At 57.6% G+C, this 22,484-nt stretch carries 21 protein-coding genes; 12 read left to right on the top strand and 9 right to left on the bottom strand.

The window, feature by feature from the left end; all coding sequences use genetic code 11:
* Positions 1–28: 28 nt before the first annotated feature.
* From AC1RN6_RS07130 to AC1RN6_RS07110, 5 genes are all read right to left on the bottom strand, one after another.
* Complete coding sequence (locus AC1RN6_RS07130) at positions 29–1,501, bottom strand: DegQ family serine endoprotease (RefSeq protein WP_493004175.1); 1,473 nt, start codon at positions 1,499–1,501, stop codon at positions 29–31.
* A gap of 106 nt (positions 1,502–1,607) precedes the next feature.
* Positions 1,608–2,915, bottom strand: a complete 1,308-nt coding sequence (locus tag AC1RN6_RS07125; RefSeq protein WP_493004173.1) for a sensor histidine kinase — start codon at positions 2,913–2,915, stop codon at positions 1,608–1,610.
* 5 nt (positions 2,916–2,920) lie between these two features.
* The gene (locus AC1RN6_RS07120; protein WP_493004171.1) at positions 2,921–3,577 is read right to left on the bottom strand and encodes a response regulator; all 657 of its coding nucleotides are present in this window, start codon (positions 3,575–3,577) and stop codon (positions 2,921–2,923) included.
* A gap of 9 nt (positions 3,578–3,586) precedes the next feature.
* Complete coding sequence (locus AC1RN6_RS07115; RefSeq protein ID WP_493004169.1) at positions 3,587–3,781, bottom strand: DUF2905 domain-containing protein; 195 nt, start codon at positions 3,779–3,781, stop codon at positions 3,587–3,589.
* A 33-nt stretch (positions 3,782–3,814) separates the two neighbouring features.
* On the bottom strand, positions 3,815–4,960 hold the full coding sequence (locus AC1RN6_RS07110) for a class I SAM-dependent methyltransferase (protein ID WP_493004167.1): 1,146 nt from the start codon (positions 4,958–4,960) through the stop codon (positions 3,815–3,817).
* Positions 4,961–5,120: 160 nt separating this feature from the next.
* Here AC1RN6_RS07110 and AC1RN6_RS07105 point away from each other — a divergent pair, with 160 nt between their 5' ends.
* The 9 genes from AC1RN6_RS07105 to rfbD all read left to right on the top strand — a co-directional run bounded on the left by AC1RN6_RS07105 (position 5,121) and on the right by rfbD (position 13,385).
* Positions 5,121–5,894 (top strand): SDR family oxidoreductase, encoded by a 774-nt coding sequence (locus AC1RN6_RS07105; RefSeq protein ID WP_493004166.1) that lies wholly within the window; start codon positions 5,121–5,123, stop codon positions 5,892–5,894.
* Between the two features lie 67 nt (positions 5,895–5,961).
* A complete protein-coding gene (locus AC1RN6_RS07100; RefSeq protein ID WP_493004164.1) occupies positions 5,962–6,357 on the top strand; it encodes a dihydroneopterin aldolase in 396 nt (131 codons plus the stop codon).
* A gap of 23 nt (positions 6,358–6,380) precedes the next feature.
* Positions 6,381–7,367 (top strand): tRNA 2-thiocytidine(32) synthetase TtcA, encoded by a 987-nt coding sequence (gene ttcA / locus AC1RN6_RS07095; protein WP_493004163.1) that lies wholly within the window; start codon positions 6,381–6,383, stop codon positions 7,365–7,367.
* Positions 7,368–7,741: 374 nt separating this feature from the next.
* Complete coding sequence (rfbG, locus tag AC1RN6_RS07090; protein WP_493004161.1) at positions 7,742–8,821, top strand: CDP-glucose 4,6-dehydratase; 1,080 nt, start codon at positions 7,742–7,744, stop codon at positions 8,819–8,821.
* A 32-nt stretch (positions 8,822–8,853) separates the two neighbouring features.
* Complete coding sequence (galE, locus tag AC1RN6_RS07085; RefSeq protein ID WP_493004160.1) at positions 8,854–9,864, top strand: UDP-glucose 4-epimerase GalE; 1,011 nt, start codon at positions 8,854–8,856, stop codon at positions 9,862–9,864.
* A gap of 43 nt (positions 9,865–9,907) precedes the next feature.
* The gene (gene rfbB / locus AC1RN6_RS07080) at positions 9,908–10,975 is read left to right on the top strand and encodes a dTDP-glucose 4,6-dehydratase (RefSeq protein WP_493004158.1); all 1,068 of its coding nucleotides are present in this window, start codon (positions 9,908–9,910) and stop codon (positions 10,973–10,975) included.
* Complete coding sequence (rfbA, locus tag AC1RN6_RS07075) at positions 10,972–11,877, top strand: glucose-1-phosphate thymidylyltransferase RfbA (protein ID WP_493004156.1); 906 nt, start codon at positions 10,972–10,974, stop codon at positions 11,875–11,877. Before rfbB ends, rfbA begins: the two co-directional genes overlap by 4 nt.
* Before the next feature lie 18 nt (positions 11,878–11,895).
* A complete protein-coding gene (gene rfbC, locus AC1RN6_RS07070; protein WP_493004154.1) occupies positions 11,896–12,441 on the top strand; it encodes a dTDP-4-dehydrorhamnose 3,5-epimerase in 546 nt (181 codons plus the stop codon).
* Positions 12,438–13,385, top strand: coding sequence for a dTDP-4-dehydrorhamnose reductase (rfbD, locus tag AC1RN6_RS07065; protein WP_493004152.1), 948 nt, complete (start codon positions 12,438–12,440; stop codon positions 13,383–13,385). Before rfbC ends, rfbD begins: the two co-directional genes overlap by 4 nt.
* A gap of 57 nt (positions 13,386–13,442) precedes the next feature.
* Here rfbD and AC1RN6_RS07060 read toward each other — a convergent pair whose 3' ends face one another.
* The 4 genes from AC1RN6_RS07060 to rfbF form a co-directional block, all read right to left on the bottom strand.
* On the bottom strand, positions 13,443–15,095 hold the full coding sequence (locus AC1RN6_RS07060) for a hypothetical protein (protein WP_493004151.1): 1,653 nt from the start codon (positions 15,093–15,095) through the stop codon (positions 13,443–13,445).
* 63 nt (positions 15,096–15,158) lie between these two features.
* Entirely contained in the window at positions 15,159–16,382 is a 1,224-nt protein-coding gene (locus AC1RN6_RS07055; RefSeq protein ID WP_493004149.1) for a methyltransferase domain-containing protein, read from the bottom strand.
* Positions 16,379–16,930, bottom strand: a complete 552-nt coding sequence (locus tag AC1RN6_RS07050; RefSeq protein WP_493004147.1) for a dTDP-4-dehydrorhamnose 3,5-epimerase family protein — start codon at positions 16,928–16,930, stop codon at positions 16,379–16,381. The genes AC1RN6_RS07055 and AC1RN6_RS07050 overlap by 4 nt, the downstream gene beginning before the upstream one ends.
* A 10-nt stretch (positions 16,931–16,940) precedes the next feature.
* On the bottom strand, positions 16,941–17,717 hold the full coding sequence (rfbF, locus tag AC1RN6_RS07045) for a glucose-1-phosphate cytidylyltransferase (protein WP_493004145.1): 777 nt from the start codon (positions 17,715–17,717) through the stop codon (positions 16,941–16,943).
* A 362-nt stretch (positions 17,718–18,079) separates the two neighbouring features.
* On the opposite strand from rfbF, the gene AC1RN6_RS07040 reads away from it, so the two are divergent.
* The 3 genes from AC1RN6_RS07040 to AC1RN6_RS07030 all read left to right on the top strand — a co-directional run bounded on the left by AC1RN6_RS07040 (position 18,080) and on the right by AC1RN6_RS07030 (position 22,404).
* Positions 18,080–19,654 (top strand): glycosyltransferase, encoded by a 1,575-nt coding sequence (locus AC1RN6_RS07040; protein ID WP_493004144.1) that lies wholly within the window; start codon positions 18,080–18,082, stop codon positions 19,652–19,654.
* Between the two features lie 341 nt (positions 19,655–19,995).
* Positions 19,996–20,631: a class I SAM-dependent methyltransferase gene (locus AC1RN6_RS07035; protein ID WP_493004142.1), complete on the top strand. Its 636-nt coding sequence runs from the start codon at positions 19,996–19,998 to the stop codon at positions 20,629–20,631.
* Between the two features lie 222 nt (positions 20,632–20,853).
* A complete protein-coding gene (locus AC1RN6_RS07030; protein ID WP_493004140.1) occupies positions 20,854–22,404 on the top strand; it encodes a hypothetical protein in 1,551 nt (516 codons plus the stop codon).
* The last annotated feature ends 80 nt before the right edge of the window (positions 22,405–22,484 follow it).

Here is a 22,484-nt window from a genome sequence, read left to right as displayed (position 1 = left end):
CTACCTACAACACCACGAGAAACACCGCTTAATTCAGGTACACCGGCACGAAGATCTTGTCGTCGCCGCGCTCCACCAGCAAGGCAACGCTCTTGCCGGCCTTGCTCACCAGGCTGCGTAACTGTTCGACGCTGGTCACCGCATTTCCGTTGAGCGACAGGATCACGTCGCCGCTCTGGATGCCGGCAATGGCCGCCGGGCCGTTGACATCTTCCACCAACAGTCCGCCATGCACCCCGATCTGCTGTTGCTCGTCCTTGTCCAACGGACGCACTGCCAGACCCAGACGCCCCTGCTGCTCGGCGCCGTTTTTACCGCTGGCGTCTTTCGCCACCTTCATCTCGCCCACGACGATGCTCAGCGATTTGATCGAGCCGTTACGCATGACATCCATCTTTTGCGTCGAACCTGGCGCCGTATCAGCGACCAGTGTCGGCAAGTCGACCGAATGATCGATAGGCTGATTGTTGAAGCGCAGAATCACGTCGCCCGGTTGCACGCCGGCCTTCTCGGCAGGACTGCCCTTCTCTACCGAGCTCACCAGCGCACCTTCAGATTTCTTCATCCCGAACGACTCGGCCAGCGCCTGATTGACTTCCTGCACCGACACGCCGAGACGACCGCGCGTTACCTTGCCGTGCTGGACCAACTGCTGTTCCACTTTCATCGCCACATCGATAGGGATCGAGAACGACAAACCCTGGTAGCCGCCGGTCTGGCTGTAGATTTGCGAGTTGATGCCGACCACTTGTCCCTTCAGATTGAACAAAGGTCCGCCCGAGTTGCCGGGGTTGACCGCAACGTCGGTCTGGATGAACGGCACATAATTATCGTCCGGCAGGCTGCGCGACTTGGCACTGACGATGCCGGCTGTTGCGGTGTTGTCGAAACCATAGGGCGAACCGATCGCCAGCACCGGCTCGCCGACTTTCATCAGCGCCGGATTGCCGATCTGCACCGTCGGTAAATCCTTGGCCGCGATGCGGATCACAGCAATGTCGCTCTGCTTGTCCACGCCCAGCACCTTGGCCTTGAACTCGCGGCGGTCGGTCAGCTTGACTGTCACTTCCTGTGCGCCGTCGACCACGTGTGCATTGGTCAGGATCAAGCCGTCGGAATTGATGATGAAGCCTGAACCCAGACCGCGCATGATTTGCGGACCACGCGGTTGCTGCTGGAACTGCGGCCCGAAGCGCTTGAAGAATTCGTAGAACGGATCGTTGGGATCCACGTCGGCGGCCTGATCCGCACTTGGTTTCGCCTTGCCGGTGACGCTGATATTCACCACGGCCGGACCGGCACGCTCGACGATGCCGGAGAAGTCAGTCGGCGTCGCCAGCGAAGACGTTGCCGCCGCCAGCGGCGCTGCCGCTTGCACCGGCAGATTGGCAGCTTGTGCGGCAGGAAGGTCGGCGCCGCGGAAGTACACATAACTGCCGCCGACGATAGCGGCCAGCATGACGGCAAGCGTATTGCGAACAAAGACGGTACGGCGATTCATGGAAGCACTCCTTGCAGAATGGGTGACCTCTCACCCGATGGAATGCATCGTAGATCGCGAAAATTAAGACAGACTTAAGGAAACAAACTGTTACAAGAGGACGATGTCAGCGTGCCGATTCGAGGTGCAAGCTGACTTGTGCTTGTAACCCCCTGGCGGTGTTGTGCAGCGATACCGTGGCGCCGTGCAGATCGGCAATTTGCTTGACGATGGCGAGTCCGAGGCCGCTGCCGAGTACGGCCGATTGCACGTTGTCGGCGCGATAGAAACGATCGAAGACACGCGCCAGGTCCTTCTCCGGAATCCCCGGTCCGCTGTCCTGAATTGTGACGGTCAGCTTGCTGTCCTGCGCCTCCATGCCGACATCGACGGTGCCGCCCGGCGGGCTATATTGCACGGCGTTCGACAGCAGATTGCTGAACAGGATGCGCAAGGCATCGGCGTTGCCGGAGACGCTGCCGGCGGCTTCCCCGGTGATGCCCAGATCGACGTTCTTGTGTTCCGCCAATGGCGATAAATCCAGCACCACGCTGCGCAGCAATGCCGCCAGATCGACCGGCGCATGTTCCTGCACACCCGGCTCCTGCCGCGCCAGCGTGAGCAGTTGATGCACCAGATGCGTGGCGCGTTCCAGCCCGTTTCTCAGATCGGCGAAGGCCGCGCGACGCTCTTCGTCGTTGTCGGCGCGTTCCGCCAGCTGCGCCTGCAAACGCAAAGCCGTCAACGGCGTGCGCAACTCATGCGCAGCATCGGCAACGAAAGCGCGCTGCGCCTGCATGGCTTGCTGCAGGCGGTCGAGCAAATCGTTGAATGCCTGCGTGAGCGGACGGATTTCCTGCGGCAGGCTTTGATCGGCTATCGGCGCCAGCGTGTTCATGTCGCGCAACTGCACATCGGCCGCGGCGCGGCGCACCGACGCCAGTCCATGTCCGACCGCTACCCAGATCAACGCACCGAGGAAAGGAAACAGCAACAACAAAGGCATCACCGTCTTCACGGCCATCTGTGCAGCGACTTCCTTGCGCGCGCTCTGCGGTTGCGATACCTGTACCACGGTGCTGCCGATTTGCGCACTGTAGACGCGCCACATGCCGCCCGGCCCCGGCACATCGATAAAGCCAAGTTCCGCCTGCTGCGGCATGACGCTGCGCGAGTGCGAGTGATAGATAACGGTGCCGGTGCTGTCCCAGATCTGCATCATGATTTCGTCATCGAGACCGGGCAGATCCTGTCCCGGCGCAATCGGCGCGAAAGCCTGGCGCGGCAGCGATGCGGCGATCTGGCGCATCTGGTAGTCAAAGATGTCGTTGGCCTCATCGCGGGCCTGAAAGTACAGCACGATGCCGGCCAGCAGGATGCCGCCACTCAAACCGACCGCGAGCCATAGCAAAAGTTGTCGTCGAATCGAATTCATTGAATTTATTTAGGAATCAGATAACCGATGCCGCGCACGTTCTTGATAAAGTCGCTGCCAAGCTTCTTGCGCAAAGCGTGGATGTGTACTTCGACGGCATTGCTGTCGATGCTATCTTCCCAGCCGTACAATTTTTCTTCCAGTTGTGCGCGCGACAAGACAACGCCCGGACGATCCAGAAAAGCGCGCAACAAAGTGAATTCACGTGCCGACAGATTCACCGGCTGGCCCTGCAAAAACACTTCACGTGTGGCCGGATTCAGCGTCACTTCGCGCACCTGGATCAGGCTGTCGGCGCGGCCCGACTGCCTGCGCAGTAAGGCACGCATGCGCGCAGAAAGTTCTTCGAGGTCGTAAGGTTTGATCAGGTAGTCGTCGGCGCCGGCATCCAGCCCGGCGACGCGATCGGCCACGGCGTCGCGCGCGGTGGTGATCAGGACCGGAATGCGGTTCCCGTCGGCGCGCAAGGTTTGCAGCACCGCCAGACCGTTCTTTTGCGGCAGCCCGAGATCGAGCAGGACCAGCGCATATTCCTCTTGCTCCAGCGCCAGTTCAGCGGCCCTGCCGTCCTGCACCCAATCGACGGCAAAACCATCCTGGCGCAAACCCTTGCGCACCGCTTCCCCCACCATCAGATCGTCTTCGACCAGCAGGATGCGCATGTCGGTGTCCTAGAGGAAGCGCGCCAGCAAAAACACCACCAGCGAGATCAGGATGGTCGATGCGAACGGCAATGAAAACACGCGGCCGAACAACCTGAAACGCAGATCGCCGGGAAGGCGGCCGATGCCGAGTTTTTCCAGCCAGGGCAGCAGACTGGAAAAGATAATCACGGCGAGAAAAATAACGACGACCCAGCGAATCATGTGCGGACTCTTTTGTTGTTGTGCTTGTTCTGTTTACAGACGATGCGTCCGGTCGTGGGCATGCAGACGCTCCGGCCAGTCAATATTTTTTCCGACCGCGAGTACCTTGAACAACTCGCCCATCTCGGCCGGAGAAATCAGTTTTTGCACGGCGTTGGATTGCGGCAGATACGCGCGGCTTTGTTCCGGCGAAGTGCGCAACAACAAATCGCCGATGCCGGCGCCGAGCAAAAATGCCGCCTGGCTAGTGTAGCCAAGCACATCCAGACCGCCATCGATGGCCGCCTTTGCCATCGCGGTGAAGTCAACGTGCGCGGTCACGTCCTGCAAACCCGGCAAATAGAATGGATCGGGATGAGAATGATGGCGGTAGTGGCACATCAGCGTGCCCTGGCCGCGCTCGTGAAGATAATATTCGTGCGCCGGGAATCCATAGTCGAACAGCAACGCGGCGCCCTTTCCGTTTTGCAACATTGCGCCCAGCGATTGCATGAAACCGACGGCGATGGGATGCACTTCCGTCAGGTATCCCTTGCCCAGTTCGTCGGCGTCCGGGATCTGCGCCACCAGTATCTCGCCGCAAGGACGGTCGGCATAAATAAAAGCGCCGGCGGCATCCAGCGCCACGCCGCGCTCCAGCCAGCCATGTTCGCCATGCACCACCAGTTGCACCGGCATGGCGTCGAGCACTTCATTGCCGATCACCACGCCGGAAAATGATGCCGGCAGGCGGTCGAGCCAATGCACTTGCGGGAAATCGCGCAGCGTCTCTTGTTGTCGCGCACGCAACTGTGTCGAAATCTCAACAATGAAATAATTGGTCGGCAGGCGGCCCGCATCGCGCAATTCGCTCAGGATGTCAAACGCCAGTTTGCCGGTGCCGGCGCCGAACTCCATGATGGCGGCATCGGTCTGCTCGAACAACTCTGTCGCCAAATGCGCCAAAGTTGCGCCGAAAAGCGGCGAAATTTCCGGCGCGGTTGTAAAATCCCCCTCTTTACCCAATTTCGTCGCACCGCCGCTGTAATAACCCAGTCCGGGCGCGTACAACACCAGCTCCATGTAGCGGGCAAACGAAATCCAGCCATCGCTGCGCCGGATTTCGCCGGCGATCAGATGCTGGAGGGAGCGGGAAGCGGCAAGCGCGTCGGCGGATGGTTCGGGTAATTGCAGGTGCATGGGCAGTATTGTATTTGAAATACGCAGCGGCCTTGCTCAATTGCCCATGTTGCCATCTGCCTGATACGGGCCGGTCCGACCGCCTTCGCCTGAATTTACTGAACGATTTGCCAACGGATTGGCGGACCGGATAACCCGGCTCCCCTCTGTTTCTGATGATATGAATGCCATGACTCCCTCACGCCAGCAAGTCGCACTCGTCACCGGCGCCGCCAAGCGCATCGGCCGCGTGATCGCGCTCGCGCTGGCGCGCGACGGCTGGGATATCGCCGTGCATTACGGCCAGTCGCGCGATGAAGCGCTGGCGGTGGTCGATGAAATCACTGCCCTTGGCCGTCGCGCCGTTGCGCTGCAATGCGAACTGGCGAATGAAGCCGGGGTGCGCTCGCTGATCGCTCAGGCAGCGCAACTGGGTCCGGTGGCCTGCGTGGTGAACAACGCGTCCCTGTTCCGCAACGACCAGGCCGACAGCTTTACCATGGCGACGCTCGACCTGCACATGCGCGCCAACGTCGCGGCACCGGTGCTGCTGGCGCAAGCCCTGTATGAGGCCACGCCCGCCGACCGGCAAGCAGTGGTGGTGAACCTGCTGGACCAGAAGCTGTACAATCCCAATCCCGATTTCCTGTCCTACACCTTATCCAAGGCGGCGCTGCAAAGCGCGACCACCTTGCTGGCGCAGGCGCTGGCGCCACGCGTTCGCGTGGTCGGCGTCGCACCGGGCATCACCATGGTGTCGGGCGACCAGAGTGCGGCAGAGTTTGAAAAAGCCCATCGCGTCACGCCTCTGGGCAAGAGCAGCACGCCGGAAGATGTTGCCGCCACGGTCTGCTTCGTCGCTGCCTCACCGGCCATTACCGGCACGACAATTCTGGTGGATGGCGGCCAGCATCTGATACCGCTGCAGCGCGATGTGATGTTCCTGGCTAAATAGCCCGACACGCTGCCCATTTATTTTGCACGGACCGGCAAACCGGTCTTTACCTTTCTTTTCGGAAATTATGTTCTCTCTCTATCATCCAGCCTTAAACGATTGCCGCCGCTTATTTCTGCGCAACTATGAAGTGCTGATCAACATCGGCGTGCACGAATTCGAAAAGAAGGGTGAGCAACGCATCCTGGTCAACGTCGATCTGTTCATCCCGCTGGCGATGTCGACCCCAGAACACGATCAATTAAACGAAGTCGTCGACTACGACTTCATCCGCAGCACTATCGCCAAGCGCATGGCGCAGGGCCACATCCATTTGCAGGAAACCTTGTGCGACGACGTCATCAAGGCGATGCTCGCGCATCCTAAAGTGCGCGCCGTTCGTGTTTCCACAGAGAAACCTGATGTTTATCCGGACTGCGATTCCGTCGGTGTGGAAGTTTTCCGCATTAAAGAAGCAAACTGATTACCTTATTTGCAGGACCCAAGATGAACGATCTGCTCGACCACGCAAAACTCGCCGAAGACACTTCGGTCGCCCCGGAGGCAACGGCCTCCGCAACCGACGCCGCTGCGCCCTCTGTCAAACAGGCTGAAAAAATCGCCTATGAGAACAACAAGCTGCACAAGCGCCTGTGCCGCCTGACCGGCCAGGCCATTGGCGACTACAACATGATCGAAGACGGCGACAAGATCATGGTCTGCCTGTCCGGCGGCAAGGATAGTTACGCTCTGCTCGACATCCTGCTGACCCTGCGCGAACGTGCACCGATCCACTTCGACATCATCGCCGTCAATCTGGATCAGAAGCAGCCGAATTTCCCTGCCGACATATTGCCGGCCTATCTGGAAAAACTGGGCGTGGCGTATCACATCGAGAACCAGGACACTTACAGCATCGTCAAGCGTGTGGTGCCGGAAGGCAAGACCACCTGCGCGTTGTGCTCACGCCTGCGTCGCGGCATTCTCTACCGCGTTGCAACAGAACTCGGCGCGACAAAAATTGCCCTGGGGCATCATCGCGACGACATTTTGGAAACCTTCTTCCTGAACATGTTCTTCGGCGGCAAACTCAAGGGCATGCCGCCCAAACTGCAATCCGATGACGGCAAGCAAATCGTCATCCGTCCGCTGGCGTATGTGAAAGAGGCCGACCTCACGCGCTACGCGGAAGTCAAAGAATTCCCCATCATTCCTTGCGACCTGTGCGGCAGCCAGGAAAACCTGCAACGCAAGCAGATCAAGGGCTTGATGCGTGAGTGGGAAAAGAAATTCCCGGGCCGCGTAGACAATATCTTTGCCTCGCTGTCGACCGTGGCGCCATCGCATCTGATGGACAGGAATCTGTTTGATTTTGCCAATCTGAAAGCCACCGGCGTCGCCGATGCGGATGGCGATATCGCTTTCGACGAAGACCCTTGCGCTACGAGCAACCCTACTGCGCAGAATGTCATCTCGCTGCATCCGGCCGACTGACGCCGATCAAGTGCAGCTTGCAAATCCACGCGGGCTAAGCCCGCGTGCTTTTTTTTGGGCGACACCTGTAAATAAAATTTACAAAGCAGATAGTCGCACGGATTAGATGCCAAATACCCTCCTGATCATCGCTTGAAGCGACTGAGCATCATGATTTAATTTGCTCGTCGGATACGTAATTCGCGTAAGTTTCCTGAAACGCGTACCCGGACGACGATACCACTCAAATCAAGAAAGTCGCGACAGCCGCAGGGGGCTGGGGTACCAACCTCAGAAAAGAAAGCATGATGAGCATCGCTTTCTCCACCGTGATGGATAGCATCCACACCTCTGCACATGCCCGACACTGCTTATTTCGTGCATGAGGAAGTTTGATGGCAGCACAATTCTGGCGCGACAAGCGCGTCTTCATTACCGGTCACACCGGCTTCAAAGGTAGCTGGCTGACATTATGGCTGCACCGCTGGGGCGCCAAGGTCTATGGCTATTCGCTGCCGGCGCCGACTAATCCGAGCCTGTTCCATCTGGCTCGCATCCAGAATTGCGTACAAACCACCACTGGCGACGTGCGCGACCTGAAACACCTGAGCGAGACCATGGCGGCCGTTCAGCCCGACGTCGTCTTTCACCTGGCGGCGCAACCGCTGGTACGCGACTCCTATAACTCGCCGATCGATACTTTCGCCATCAATGTCATGGGCACCGCGCATGTGCTCGAAGCCGTGCGCCAGACCCCGAGCGTGCGCTCGGTCGTGGTAGTGACCAGCGACAAATGCTATGAAAACCGCGAATGGCTGTGGGGTTATCGCGAAGACGACCCGATGGGTGGCCATGATCCCTACAGCAGCAGCAAGGGTGCGGCAGAACTGGTGACCTCGGCGTATCGCCGCTCGTATTTCCAGCACGGCAAAGAATCGCAGGCCGCGATCGCCAGCGTGCGTGCCGGCAACGTCATCGGCGGCGGTGATTTCGCCAATGACCGCCTGATCCCCGATTTCATTCGTGCGCTGGAAAAAGAAGAACCGGTCAGCATCCGCAACCCGCACGCGATCCGTCCGTGGCAGTTCGTGCTGGAACCACTGTCTGGTTATCTGAGCGTTGCCCAGCGCCTGTTCGAATCCGGCCAGCAATTTGCCGAAGGCTGGAATTTCGGCCCGGCCGATACCGACCTGCAAACCGTCAGCCAGTTATGCGCAACCTTCAATCATTCACTGCAAAAGAATGATGTGGCTCCGGTTGAAGTGCGCCTGGAAAGCCAGGCCAATGCACCGCATGAAGCCGCTTTCCTGCGCCTGGATATTTCCAAGGCACGCCAGCGACTCGACTGGATTCCGAAAATGGAGCTCTACACCGCGCTGGAATTGACGGCTCAGTGGTACGGCGGCTATATCAACAACGAAGACATGCGCGACCTGAGCGAAAGCCAGATTGAGTTCTACCAGAATCTGACATAATTCCGGGCTATACCAATCAGGTCGGAATCAAGATGAATATTCTCGTCACAGGCGGCGCAGGTTATATCGGTTCACATACTTGCGTAGAGTTGCTTAACGCCGGACACCGCGTTGTGGTTTTCGACAACTTCTGCAACAGTTTCCCGGAAGCCTCCCGGCGCGTCGAAAAAATCACTGGCAAGACGCTAACACTAGTGGAAGGCGACATCCGCGACCGCGCAGCGCTGGAGCAAGCGCTGCGTCAATACCAATGCGACGCCGTCATCCATTTTGCCGGACTGAAAGCGGTCGGCGAGTCTGTCGCCAAACCGCTGGAGTACTACGACAATAATGTTGTCGGTACCGTGCGTTTGCTGGAGGCGATGCAAGCCACCGGCGTGAAAACCATGGTCTTCAGTTCATCAGCAACGGTCTACGGCATCCCGCAGTTTTTGCCTTACCGGGAAGACCATCCGCTGTCATCCACCAGCCCGTATGGTCGATGCAAGCTCATGGTTGAAGACATCCTGCGCGACCTGCATGTCGCCCAGCCTGATACGCGCATTGCGCTGCTGCGTTACTTCAATCCGGTCGGCGCCCATGAAAGCGGGCTGATCGGCGAAGATCCTCAAGGCACACCCAACAATCTGATGCCCTTCGTCACGCAAGTGGCCATCGGCAAGCGTGAAAAACTCAGCATCTGGGGCGGCGACTACGATACGCCCGACGGCACCGGCGTACGCGACTACATCCACGTGCAAGATCTGGCGATCGGCCACGTCAAGGCGCTGCAATACCTTCAGCAACCGCAATGTTTCGCTCTCAACCTTGGCAGCGGCCAGGGTCATAGCGTGCTGGATGTCGTCAAGGCCTTCGAGAAAGCCAGCGGCAAGAACATTCCCTATACCATCGAACCGCGCCGTCCCGGCGATCTGTCGACCTATTATGCCGACGTGACGCTGGCGAAATCCTTGCTGAACTGGGAAGCGACACGTTCGCTGGAAACCATGTGCGCAGATAGCTGGCGCTGGCAAATGAGTAATCCCAACGGTTTTCGCGTGTGATATTTGCAGGCATGGACAAGACGAATAAGAGACGGATCAAGCCATGATATTTGTGACGGGCGGCGCCGGTTTCATCGGCAGCAATTTCATCCTCGACTTCCTGGCGGGGCAGGATGAACACGTCCTCAATATCGACAAACTGACGTATGCCGGCAATCCATACAACCTGACCAGCCTCGATGGCGACGAACGCTATCACTTCGTGCAGGCCGACATTGCCGATCGCGAGAAAATCGCCCGACTATTCGAACAGCATCAGCCGCGCGCGATCATCCATTTTGCAGCAGAAAGCCACGTCGACCGTTCAATTCACAGTCCCGGCGAATTCATCCATACCAACGTCAACGGCACCTTCAGTCTGCTGGAAGCCGCGCGGGCTTACTGGTCTGCGCTGGATGGCGAGAGCAAGTCCGCCTTCCGCTTCCTGCACGTGTCGACCGATGAAGTCTACGGCACCCTCGGACCGAACGATCCTCCGTTCAGCGAAACCACGCCTTACGCACCCAACAGTCCGTATTCCGCTTCCAAAGCGGCCTCGGATCATCTGGTCCGCGCTTATCATCACACCTACGGTCTGCCGACGCTGACCACCAACTGCTCCAACAATTACGGTCCGTATCATTTTCCCGAAAAGCTGATCCCGCTGGTCATCCTCAACGCACTCGACGGCAAGCCGCTGCCGATCTACGGCGACGGTCAGCAAATCCGCGACTGGCTGTTCGTCAGCGATCACTGCACGGCGATCCGCCAGGTGCTGGCGCGCGGCAAGATCGGCGAAACCTACAACATCGGCGGCTGGAATGAAAAAGCCAACCTCGACGTCGTCCATACCTTGTGCGATATCCTCGATCAGCAAAGGCCAAAAGCAAGCGGCAGCTATCGTGATCAGATCACTTTCGTACAGGACCGCCCCGGCCATGATCGCCGCTACGCCATCGACGCCCGCAAACTGGAGCGCGAACTGGGCTGGAGGCCTGTCGAAACCTTTGAGACCGGCATCGCCAAAACGGTGCGCTGGTATCTCGATCATCCGCATTGGGTCACCAACATCCGTACCGGCGGCTATCTGAAATGGCTGGAACTGCACTACGGCGCCGAGGAGGAAGAATGAACACCAACAATCGCATGACGCCGGAACGCAAGGGCATCATCCTGGCAGGCGGATCCGGTACGCGCCTGTATCCTGCAACCACGGTGATGTCGAAGCAGCTCATGCCGATCTACGACAAACCCATGGTGTACTACCCGCTGACCAGCCTGATGCTGGCCGGCATCCGGGACATCCTGATCATCTCGACGCCGCAGGATACGCCGCGTTTTACGGAGTTGCTCGGCGACGGATCGCAATGGGGACTCAATCTCAGTTATGCGATGCAACCATCGCCGGATGGCCTGGCGCAAGCCTTCATCATCGGCCGCAGCTTCATCGACAATGCCCCTTCGGCATTGATCCTCGGCGACAATATTTTTTACGGCCGCGAGTTTGAAACCCAACTGCGTGCGGCATCGGCGACACCGGATGGCGCCACCATCTTTGCCTACCACGTCAATGACCCCGAACGATATGGCGTGGTCGAGTTCGATCAGAACCGGCGCGCTGTCAGCATCGTGGAAAAGCCATTGCAACCGAAATCGAATTACGCGGTGACCGGTTTGTATTTCTACGACAACCAGGTGTGCGATATTGCCGACAGCATCAAGCCATCGGCACGTGGCGAATTGGAAATCACCGACGTCAACAACACCTATCTGCAGCGTGACCAGCTGCAGGTGGAACTGATGGGGCGCGGAATTGCCTGGCTCGACACCGGTACGCACGAGTCCTTGCTCGAAGCCGGCCAGTTCATCGCAACGATTGAAAAGCGCCAGGGGCTCAAGATCGCCTGCCCCGAAGAAATCGCCTATCGCCGCGGGTACATCGATGCTGCTCAGGTAGAGAGGCTCGCTGCGCCGTTAAAGAAGAATGCTTACGGCCAGTATCTGATGCGCCTCCTGACCGACCTGAGCTATTAACCCGGCTTACTTATCCTCATGCAGATCATTCCCACGGTGCTTCCCGATGTTCTGATCGTCGAGCCGAAAGTATTCGGCGATGAGCGCGGCTTCTTTTTCGAAAGTTTCAATGCGCGCCGGTTTCAGGAGTTGAGCGGCGTCGCCGACATTTTCGTACAGGACAATCACTCCAGATCCGCTCGCAATGTACTGCGTGGCCTGCATTATCAGATTCAGCATCCGCAGGGAAAGCTGGTGCGCGTGAGTTCGGGCGAGGTACTGGACATTGCCGTGGACATCCGCAAATCGTCGCCGACGTTTGGCCGCTGGGTCGGCGTCATTCTCTCCGCAGAAAATAAGCGCCAGCTGTGGGTCCCTCCCGGCTTCGCGCACGGCTTTGTGGTCCGTAGCGAGTACGCCGAATTTCTCTACAAAACTACCGACTACTGGATGCCGGAATACGAACGCAGCATCCTCTGGAACGATCCGGCCATTGGCATTGACTGGGATATTCAATCCCAGCCCGTCCTGTCCGCCAAGGACGTCAACGGCACACTACTGGCAGACGCCGAGGTATTCGCATGAAAATTCTGCTCACCGGCCAGAGCGGCCAGATCGGCAATGAGTTGGCGCAGAGCCTGAAAGGCCTGGGCGAGATTGTTTCGTTCTCGCGCCAGCAAATGGATCTGTCCGATCTCGATCAGATTCGCGATGCCATCCGCGCCACGCGTCCCGGCCTGATCGTCAATCCGGCCGCCTACACCGCAGTGGTCAAGGCCGAGAGCGAGCCGGAGCTGGCCATGCGCATCAACGGCGAGGCGCCCGGCGTGATCGCGGAAGAGGCGCAGCGGCTTGGTGCGCCGATGGTGCATTACTCGACTGACTATGTTTTCGACGGCACCCTGGATAAGCCTTACGACGAGACGGCGCCGACGCATCCTATCAATGTCTACGGCCAGAGCAAATGCGCCGGCGAAGAAGCGATTGCGCATCACTGCGAAGCGTACTGGATCCTGCGCACCAGTTGGGTCTACAGCGTCGGCGGCGGCAACTTCCTCAAAACTGTGATTCGCCTTGCACAGGAACAGGAAAAATTCACCATCGTCGGCGACCAGTTCGGCGCGCCGACATGGTCAAAGACTATCAGCGAGGTCACGCGGCGCTTGCTGGTCAATCAGCAGACCACGTCCGGCAAGCAGATCGACCTCGATCATCTGCGCCGCACCAGCGGCATCTACAACCTCACGGCTGCGGGTGAAACCTCGTGGCATGGCTATGCATCGTTCATCGTCGACCGCTTGCAAGCTTTGCAGGTGCCTGTAAAGGTCGGTGGCGCCGGCGTCATTACACCGGTGCCGTCCAGCACCTACCCGGTGCCGCCGCATCGCCCGAAAAACTCTCGCTTGTCCGGCGCCAGACTGGCGTCGACCTTCGGTGTGACCATGCCGCAATGGCAAACCGACGTCGCCGCCTGCCTCGATGAAATCGTGCGTGAATACAGCCTGGCTGACGGACGCAAGCTGGTTTAACAAAGAAGAGAGAAAAAGGATTCCTGCCGGAAGAATCGCCCGGCAGGATAGAGAACATCAGTTGCTCGGCACGTACAAGGTCTGATCGCCTCGCGTGATCAGGTTCAGTTGCCCCGTGAACTGCTCGAAATTGTCGCCACCGCAAATCGATCGCAGATAGCGCACCAGCAAATAGCTGCCAAGACGCTCGGCGCAGAACGCCCAGGCACGCGACTGATATCCCTCGCGCTTGACCTGATAGCGCTGCACGCAAGCCCATGCCACCGCCTCGATATCGGCAATGCTCTTGAGCCAGAAGTCGGCCGGGAACACGCCCAGTTCGACACCTCCCATGAAGAACACGCGCTCGTCAAAAAAGAGTTCCACTTCCTTGCTGTGCAAGACGCCCAGTTCGACCGCTTCCGCAGCAAAACGCAGCATGTCTTCCACGTGATGCGCGCTGGCATAGTGCTTCAGGTAGCCGGCACTCTGGCCATCCGAGAGAAAACCACAAGTCTTGCCGACCAGCAGATCGCTTGCGCCGGGATCAAGCATGCTGTCGAAGCTCTGCCGGGCAAGGTCCTTGTCCGACACCACGTCCATCATCCAGTTGTCTTCCGCAGGCACGCCGCTGATGCGATCGCGCGAGATGAATTTCCGATACATGCAGACGCCGATGCGTTTGACATTTGGATAGTTTTTGAGAATGTGATTACGCAAGGCAAAGTTACCTACCATGCCGCCGACGATCGGATGATAAGGCACCCATTTCGGCGCCAGATCGCGCAGATTGAGACGCCCTGCCGCCTGCGATTCACCAAGGTAGATCGGCGTGACGAAATCGGGGAAACGGATCGGCAACTCAACGTGAGTGATGCATCCGTAGACCAGTTCCGTATCGCGTCCACCGGCAACTGCTGACGACGCTGCCTGATTCTGCATCAATGCTTTTTCAAGCTTGGCGAATTGCATGACGCTGTTGCGCAGCGCCAGAAACTTGTCGATATGCCCGATGTCGCCGGTAGCGAGATAGTCGCGCTTCATGACGTCCAGCTCAGACAATTTGTCCTGATAGGCAAGCAGGCCCAGATCGGACAACGGCAATTTCGTATGGTCGAATACGGCGATGCGCAATTGCTGATCCAGCGCCAGCACCAGCGAAGCGATACGCTCCGTCAGCAGCGCTTTCATCGTTGCCGGCGGTGTGCCGGCAGATGGCGCATTGAGCCGGGTCGACAGCGCATCGTCGGACGACGCAAGCTCAAACACTTTCTCCGCCAGATCGAACCATGTCTTCCAGAACACCGGCTTTGCGACGATGTAACCGGTATGCGCCACAGCACGAAAATCGGTGACGAATTCACGTAAGTCCAGCGACAAACCCACTGCTTCCAGATAGTCCTGAGCCAGTTGCTGCAGGCCCGGATGACGGAACTCGCCCTCTTCAAACACGTTCAGGAAGCAGGCTGCATCGCGGGTGAACGGGAAAAAAAGATAGGCGTCACGGTCCGGATTCTGATCGACGAAACCTGCGATCTGCTCTGCGCCCAGACCTGTCTTTTGCACGAAGTCGGCAGAGACAAAACCGTACAGGGCTTCTTCGTCGACTGCTTCGCTCATCAAGTAGGCGCGAATGGCGGCATAGTCGCCCCATTCTTCGCTGTCGCCGCGAGGCAATGCCATGAAGCCGGTTTCGACGTTACGCGCTATCTGGTACAGGTAAATGTTCATGGAGTGATCGATACGTATTAGTGCATTCATGCGCCCGGGCGAGCGCTCAGGGGGACGTCAGATTTACCACACCTGCATGTGCGGCACGGCGATCGCAAAACGTCCGCCCCAGTTACGGATCTCGGCGAGCTGCGCTTCCACTTCCGCTTTCAGATTCCACGGCAGGATCAGCACATAGTCCGGCTTCGCCGCAAGCAATGCTGCCGGCGAGGCAATAGGCACATGGCTGCCCGGCATGTACTTGTTCTGTTTGGACGCCGCGGCATCCGCGACCAGCGGCAACAGATCGGCATGCACGCCGGAATAGTTCAACAGGGTATTGCCCTTGGCGGCAGCGCCATAGGCCATGACCTTCTTGCCCAGACGTTTCTGCTCAAGAAGGAATTGCAGCAAATCCAGCTTGATCGTTTCAGCGCGCGCCTGGAAACCCTGATAAGTCGCGATCGTTTCCAGACCGAAATCCAATTCTTGTTGCTGCACGCGGCGCAATGCGGCGGTAGGCTGATGCGATGATTTTTCATGGCAGGCATATACGCGCAGGCTGCCGCCGTGGGTCGGAATCTGATCCACGTCATAGACGCGCAAACCCAGCGTACGCATCATTCGGTCCACGCTGCCGAGCGCCAGATAAGAAAAATGCTCGTGGTAAATCGTATCGAACTGGCTCTGTTCGATCAGGTTCAACAGATGCGGGAATTCGATGGTGATGGTGCCCTCATCCTTCAACAGCACGGCCATGCCGCCCAGGAAATCATTGATGTCCGGCACGTGCGCCAGCACATTATTGGCGGCAATCAGGTCGGCTTTGCCGTCGCGCGCCGCAATGTCTTGCGCCAGCTTTACGCCGAAAAATTCTTCGACAATCGGAATGCCCTTGGCGCGTGCCGCGTCGGCCGTGCTGGTGGTTGGCTCCACACCCAGACAAGGAATGCCGCGCTGCTGCACGTATTGCAGCAGATAGCCGTCGTTGGCGGCGAGCTCGACCACCAGCGATTTTTTGTCGAGCGCCAGACGCGCCGCGATCATCTCGACGTAGTCGGCGGCGTGCTTCAGCCAGGTGGTCGAGGTAGACGAAAAATACGCGTAGTCGGATTCGAACAATTGGTCGTAATGCGCATAATCCTGCGTCTGCACCAGCCAGCAGGAACGGCACACCATCACACGCAGCGGATAATAGGTTTCCGGGCGCATCAGGTCTTCCTGACGCAAATAGGCGTTCGACGGCGGCGAGAAACCCAGATCGATAAACGTATCGTGCAGGTCGGTCTGGCAGTGACGGCATTTCATAAGCTGATCCCGGAAAAATCGGCGCCCAGCAAAGGATGCTGCAGGTCGCGTTCGGATAAATTCTGTGGCGGCAAAGGCCACGCAATGGCGACGCGAGGATCGTCGAAACGCAGAGCGCCCTCGGCTGCCGGTGTGTAAGGTGCGGTATGCAGATACAGCATCTGCACTTCGTCGGTCAGTGCCTGGAATCCATGCGCGCATCCCTCGGGAATCAGCAAGGCGCGGTCATCCCCCTGTTCCAGCTCGAAACCGCGCCAGGCGAGAAAGGTCGGCGAGCCGCGGCGCAGATCGACGACGACGTCGAAAATTTTCCCCGTGAGGCAGCGGATGATTTTTTTCTCCGCGTACGGGGCATGCTGAAAATGCATGCCGCGCACGCTGCCGCGTTGCACCGTATGGGAATGATTGATCTGACGGATGGTCGCGCCTTGCAACGCGTCGCTCAGATCAGTGTCGCAGAACCAGCGGGCAAACCCGCCGCGCTCATCGCGGCGGCGATCGGTTTCAATCAGCAGCACGCCGGGCAGGTCGGTAGGCAGCGTCTTCATGTCGGCAGACTCAGCCCCACTTCTTCCACTGCGCGGCACCGCTATCCCATAGCTGGTTGAGCTGGATCTTGTCGCGCAAGGTATCCATGCACTTCCAGAAACCGTGATGCTGCCAGTTCAGCAGCATGCCGTCGCGCGCAATGTTTTCCAGCGGCGCGCGTTCGAAAATGGTGGCTTCGCCGTCCTGCAGATAATCGAACACACCGGCGCGGCACACCATGAAACCGCCGTTGATCCAGCCGAGATCGCCCGGAGGCTTTTCGCGGAAGTCGTTGATGTAGCCTTTTTCGTCGGTATTGACCATGCCGAAGCGCGCTTCTGGCTGTACGGTAGTCATGGTGACCAGCGCCTTGTGCTGATCGTGATGCGCCACTAGTGCCTTGATATCGACATCGGCCACGCCGTCGCCGTAGGTCAGCATGAAATCCTGTTCACCGAGATAGTCGCGCGCCGCCAGCAAGCGGCCGCCGGTCTGGGTGTGGAGGCCGGTTTCGAGCAGCGTGATCTTCCACGGCTCGGATTTATTGCGGTGCACTTCGACCTTGTTGTCGACCAGATCGATGGTGACATCGCCCTGGTGCAGGAAGTAGTTGGCGAAATATTCCTTGATCAGAAAGCCCTTGTAACCCAGCAGGATCACGAACTCATTGAAGCCGAAGTGCGAGTAGCTCTTCATGATGTGCCACAGGATAGGCTTGCCGCCGATCTCCACCATCGGTTTTGGACGCACATCGGTTTCTTCACCCAGACGCGTGCCCAGACCACCTGCAAGAATCACAACTTTCACTCTCTGCTCCCTAACACTGAAGTTGCAGTCCGGCAGCATCTGACGCGGACCGATTTGTCTCGAACCTTCCGTTTGACAAGCGTTTTATAGCAAGCATGTTACCCGTTTTAACCCGGCCATATCCTTTGGACTACATGGTTTATCCGCTCCAATTTGGCTTTTTAAACGTCAGATCTGCCCACTGAGTGATGCAATGGGCCGATTTGTCCTGTTTTTGGCCGCCATCTTCAAATTTGAGGCAAAAAATACACTGATATACTCATCCGAACTGCACACCCGCCGCCACAACGGCTGCTTTGCCCGCCCAAAGAATGGGGCAAGTCCCTGCTCCTTTGCAGATACCCACGGATAACAGAGTACCCATGAGACAAGATTTGTTCGCCCGGCTGCATTCTCCTTACTACCTCTACAGCCCGCCTTTTTCTTCGGATGCCAATGCGGAGAACACGCTGCACTACCTGTGTCACGCGCTCAATCTCGCCGGCGAAGAAGCCTATGTCACCGATACCAGTCCCGGTACGCTGCGGACACCAAGACTGACGCAAGACATCATCAACGGCCACGTCCAGAACGGGCGCAATCCCATCGTGCTCTATCCGCAGACAATCACGGGCAATCCTCTGAGCGCAACCAATGTCATCCGTTATCTGGTTGCCGCGGCAACGGGACAGACCCGGGAAGACATGCAGTGGGGCGCGGAAGATATCATCTATACCCAGCGCAAAGAACTGGCTCCCCCCTTGATGCAAGCATCTGTGCTGACCACCCCGGTCAGACCGGCACAAGCGCCTGCTGACGAATCACAGGAACAGTTCTGGCCGCAGCTGGACGATTTCATTGCCGCCACGCAGCAGCGCTTCAACCGGGACGCCTCTGCGGCACTATCGCCATCGGCAAAGGCAGCCGTCAATGCGCCACCGGCACGCAGGAAACGTGCACTGGTCTATTCGGTGGAATCGACCTGGAGCCCTTGTCCGCAGATTCGCCTGATCCGTCCGTTTGCGCATTTGCAAGATGAATGGGAGCTGGTCTGGGGTATCCAGAACGGCCAATTGCAGACCGATCCTATCGACGGCGCCGATCTGATCATCCTGCATCGCTTCACGCCCGGGCTGATGCCGATGGCATCGCTCAAGGCGATTTTCGATCTGGGCAAACCGGTCATCTACGAATCCGACGACTTGCTCAACGAAATCCCTCACGACCATCCGGAAGCCGCCGCCGGCGCAAGCTGGAAAGCAGGCATTGAATACTCCGTCCAGCGCGCCAAGGCTGTGGTTGTCTCAACGCAGTTCCTGGCCGAAAAATACCGCCGGCTCAATCCCAACGTGCATGTCCTGCCGAACTACATCGACTACGACATTTTCTACCGCCCGGTCCCGCAACGCACCGATGGCAAGATCACCATCGGACTGCTCGGCTCGTCCATCCAGCCGTCCAATTTTGCACTGGTGAATGCCGCCTTGCACACGCTGGTCGAGCGCTACGGCGCCCGGCTGCACATCTATTTTGTCGGCTGGGAATGCCCGAAGGAATGGCAACATCATCCACAGACGACCTTCCTGTCGTTTGTCCATGAATACGTCAACTACGCGGCGCAACTGAAGGACTGGAACTGGGACATCGCACTGATTCCGCTGGCATCCGACGAATACAACCAGTGCAAGAGCTACATCAAATGGCTGGACTATTCGGCCGCAGGCATTGCGTCGATATTCAGCGATGTGTCCGTGTATAACGAGGTCGTGACGCATGATCGCACCGGGCTGCTGATGCCGAACTCCAGCGACGCCTGGCTGGAGGCGATCACCTTGTTGATCGAATCGCCGGAAAAACGCCACGCCCTCGCCAAGGCGGGACAGATGGAAGTCCAAGCAGACTACGACCTCAAGGAAAAAGCGGCGCTGTATAACGAGGTTTACAGCAAATTGACCTGAGCATGAGGCTGCGGCGCATCAAACTTTCGCAAGCTGCAATGAGCCGCCGCCAAAATGCTTCAAAACCCGGATTTCATATTGTTATTTGGCGTTTAACCCCATGCCGATGCCGATTATGATTGGGCATCCGGCTACAATGAGCGCCAGAAAATGTGCAAGGCCTTAAAAGACGTCCAGGTATAAAAAACGAATCTGCATGACAATCTTCCGGCGCGTTTCGCGTTGCAACACTGAACCAAACAGATGGGTACGCAATGAATAAAGACGTTCTGATGAACACCTGGAAATGGCAGCCTGGCATGGCCGAGCTCCTGAGATTCCCATTTGAGAATGCCAAGCGCATGACTCAGAATCACTCTCAGGCATGGCAAGACCTGTTCGCACTCTCGATGCTGGATGGCCGCATGAATGGGCGCTACCTGGAAGTGGGCGCCAACGTTGCCAGCTTTCACAGCAATACTTTTTTGCTCAATACCGTCTTTGACTGGCAAGGCATTTCCCTGGAATACGATCCGGCCTGCCTGCAGTCCTGGATGACGGAGCGGCCTAACGGCGACTTCGTCATTGCCGACGCCCTGACGCTCGATTACGCAGAAGCGATTCCCCGCTGGTTCGGCGCCGATCAGAAGCGCATCGACTATTTGCAGCTGGACATCGATCCCAGCTTCAATACGCTGCAAGTGCTGAAACGATTGCCTCTCGACACGCATCGCTTTTCAGTAATCACCTTTGAAACAGACGCCTACTCGAGAGACTATCGCGCTCGCGACGAGAGCAGAGAAATTCTGCACAGCTATGGTTACGAGCTGGTGGCAAAGGACTTGTGCGTCATGTATGCGGTAGTCTCGCCGGATCCGATTCCGTTTGAAGACTGGTGGGTCGATCCGCAGGCAATCGATCGAAAGAAAATCGACGAGCTGCAAAACCTGCCCAATCTGCCTTTGCTGCCGCAGAACGTTCTGTTCCGCACACCCTGAGCCGTAGCCCCCGGACGACTCGCGATGCGGCAGCCATGCGCGTCATGACTGCCGGATCAGGAATCGATACAAGCCGGTCCGGATCTGATGATCCGCTTTCCTCAGCTTAGGCTTTGCACATACCCTTGCGCCGCGAGCCTGGCGATAGGTTCTTAAACTCCCTGCTGCATGATCAGATTTAGTCTCGCCGCCGGGACTGGATGAATTGAAACGAGGTGCCCCATGACGATAAACAAGATTACCAAACCTAAGATCTGGAACCGGTTTGACGAACAGGCTTACCTCGAATTCTGCCCGTCGGTAGCGACGTTGCCTAACGGTGAACAGTGGGTTGCATTTCGCCGCAACAAAAATCCCCCCGTCTGGGGTGCAGGCGAAATCTGGATGGTGCGGGTAGATCAGGATCTGTCGCCTGTCGGCGCGCCGTTTCAACTGATTCCCGCAGGTGAGGATCCCCGCCTGCTGGTTGTGGGCAACCGCCTGTTCCTGATGTATGTCTACGTGGACCGAAGCGACCAGGGCGAAATCATCGGCACCACCATTGCCATGGCCGAAATTGCATGGAACGATGGATTCAGTCTGATCCATCACCTGAAGCTGCCGCAGAATCCGCTTGGAACAGGGAAAAAGCCGGACAACTCCATGATCGGTTACGAAAAGAACTGGGTCCCGTTCTTTATCAACAACGACACCATCGGTATCCTCTATTCGCACGCGCCATGGATTGTGCTGGAGCTTTCCATTGCAGGCGATCCGGGCAATTGGAGCTTCGCCAACACCTATCAGGGCCCCGGACTGGAGTGGGGTTACGGTGAAATCAGAGGGGGCAGCGTTCCCATCGAATACGGCCCCGACGAATACATCACCTTTTTCCATTCATCCGCAAAAACCGGCGGCAAGAAAATATATTACGGCGGCGCCTGCATTTTCTCGAAACACGCGCCCTATGCGCCGCGTTTCTTCACGCCTGAACCAATCACGACCTCGCCATTCAAGTCCGGCAGCGACAAGCACGGCTGGTACCTGGGACAGCCGATCATTTTCCCGCTTGGTGCATACTTCAACCAGACCAAGAACAGCTACGAGATATTGTGCAGCCTCGACGACGCCTTTATCTGCCTCTACTCGATCCCCGACAGCTATCTCAAGGAGCGCCTGAAGGCGACGGAAGAAGAGAAGCTGGTGCCGCGCGTACTGAGTTATCGCAAAAAACATATCAACGATCCCGACCTGTTTGCCATTTCCAGAAAAAGCCGCATTCCGTATCAAGAGGAGTTGCTTCGATTTTTCAATGCGATGGAAGTCAGCGGCAACATCTACATTGATATCGGCGCCGACGATGGCGATCTGCTGGTGGTGCTCAATAGTCAGTTCGACCAATGCTATTCCGTCTCGCTGACGGCAGCTGCGCAACAATCCAGGCAACGCAATGCCCGGGCGAATGCGCAGGAATCGGTCAAGCTATTGAATGAAACGGAATTTAATGCTGCCGTACCGGCCATCATTGCCGAATCCGCCGCCAAATCCGGAAGCGAAATCTGGGTGCGCATGGATGGCAGCGAAGCGCCGCTCAACCTTCACCAGTACATTCCTATTGCCATGCAGATGAAGGCAACCATGCTGTTTGCCGGCGTTCCGCAAGAGACGATACGATCGCTTTACGATCAGTACAACATGAGCAACTATGCGATCACCACCATCGCCAGCCTCAATCAGCTCATGTACCTGTTTGTCGAAAACAGACACGTTCATAAATATGAATGGTTCATCTGACTTCCAGCTCCTGCCCTGAAATGAACATGCCGGTGCTGAATTTCTTCAGCACCGGCATGAGCAGACTGCGTTGACGGAGA

This window comes from Herbaspirillum sp. GW822-FHT03A08 (assembly GCF_058801885.1).
Note: the sequence above shows the minus strand (reverse complement) of the source record. Positions and strands in the feature narration are given on the sequence as shown.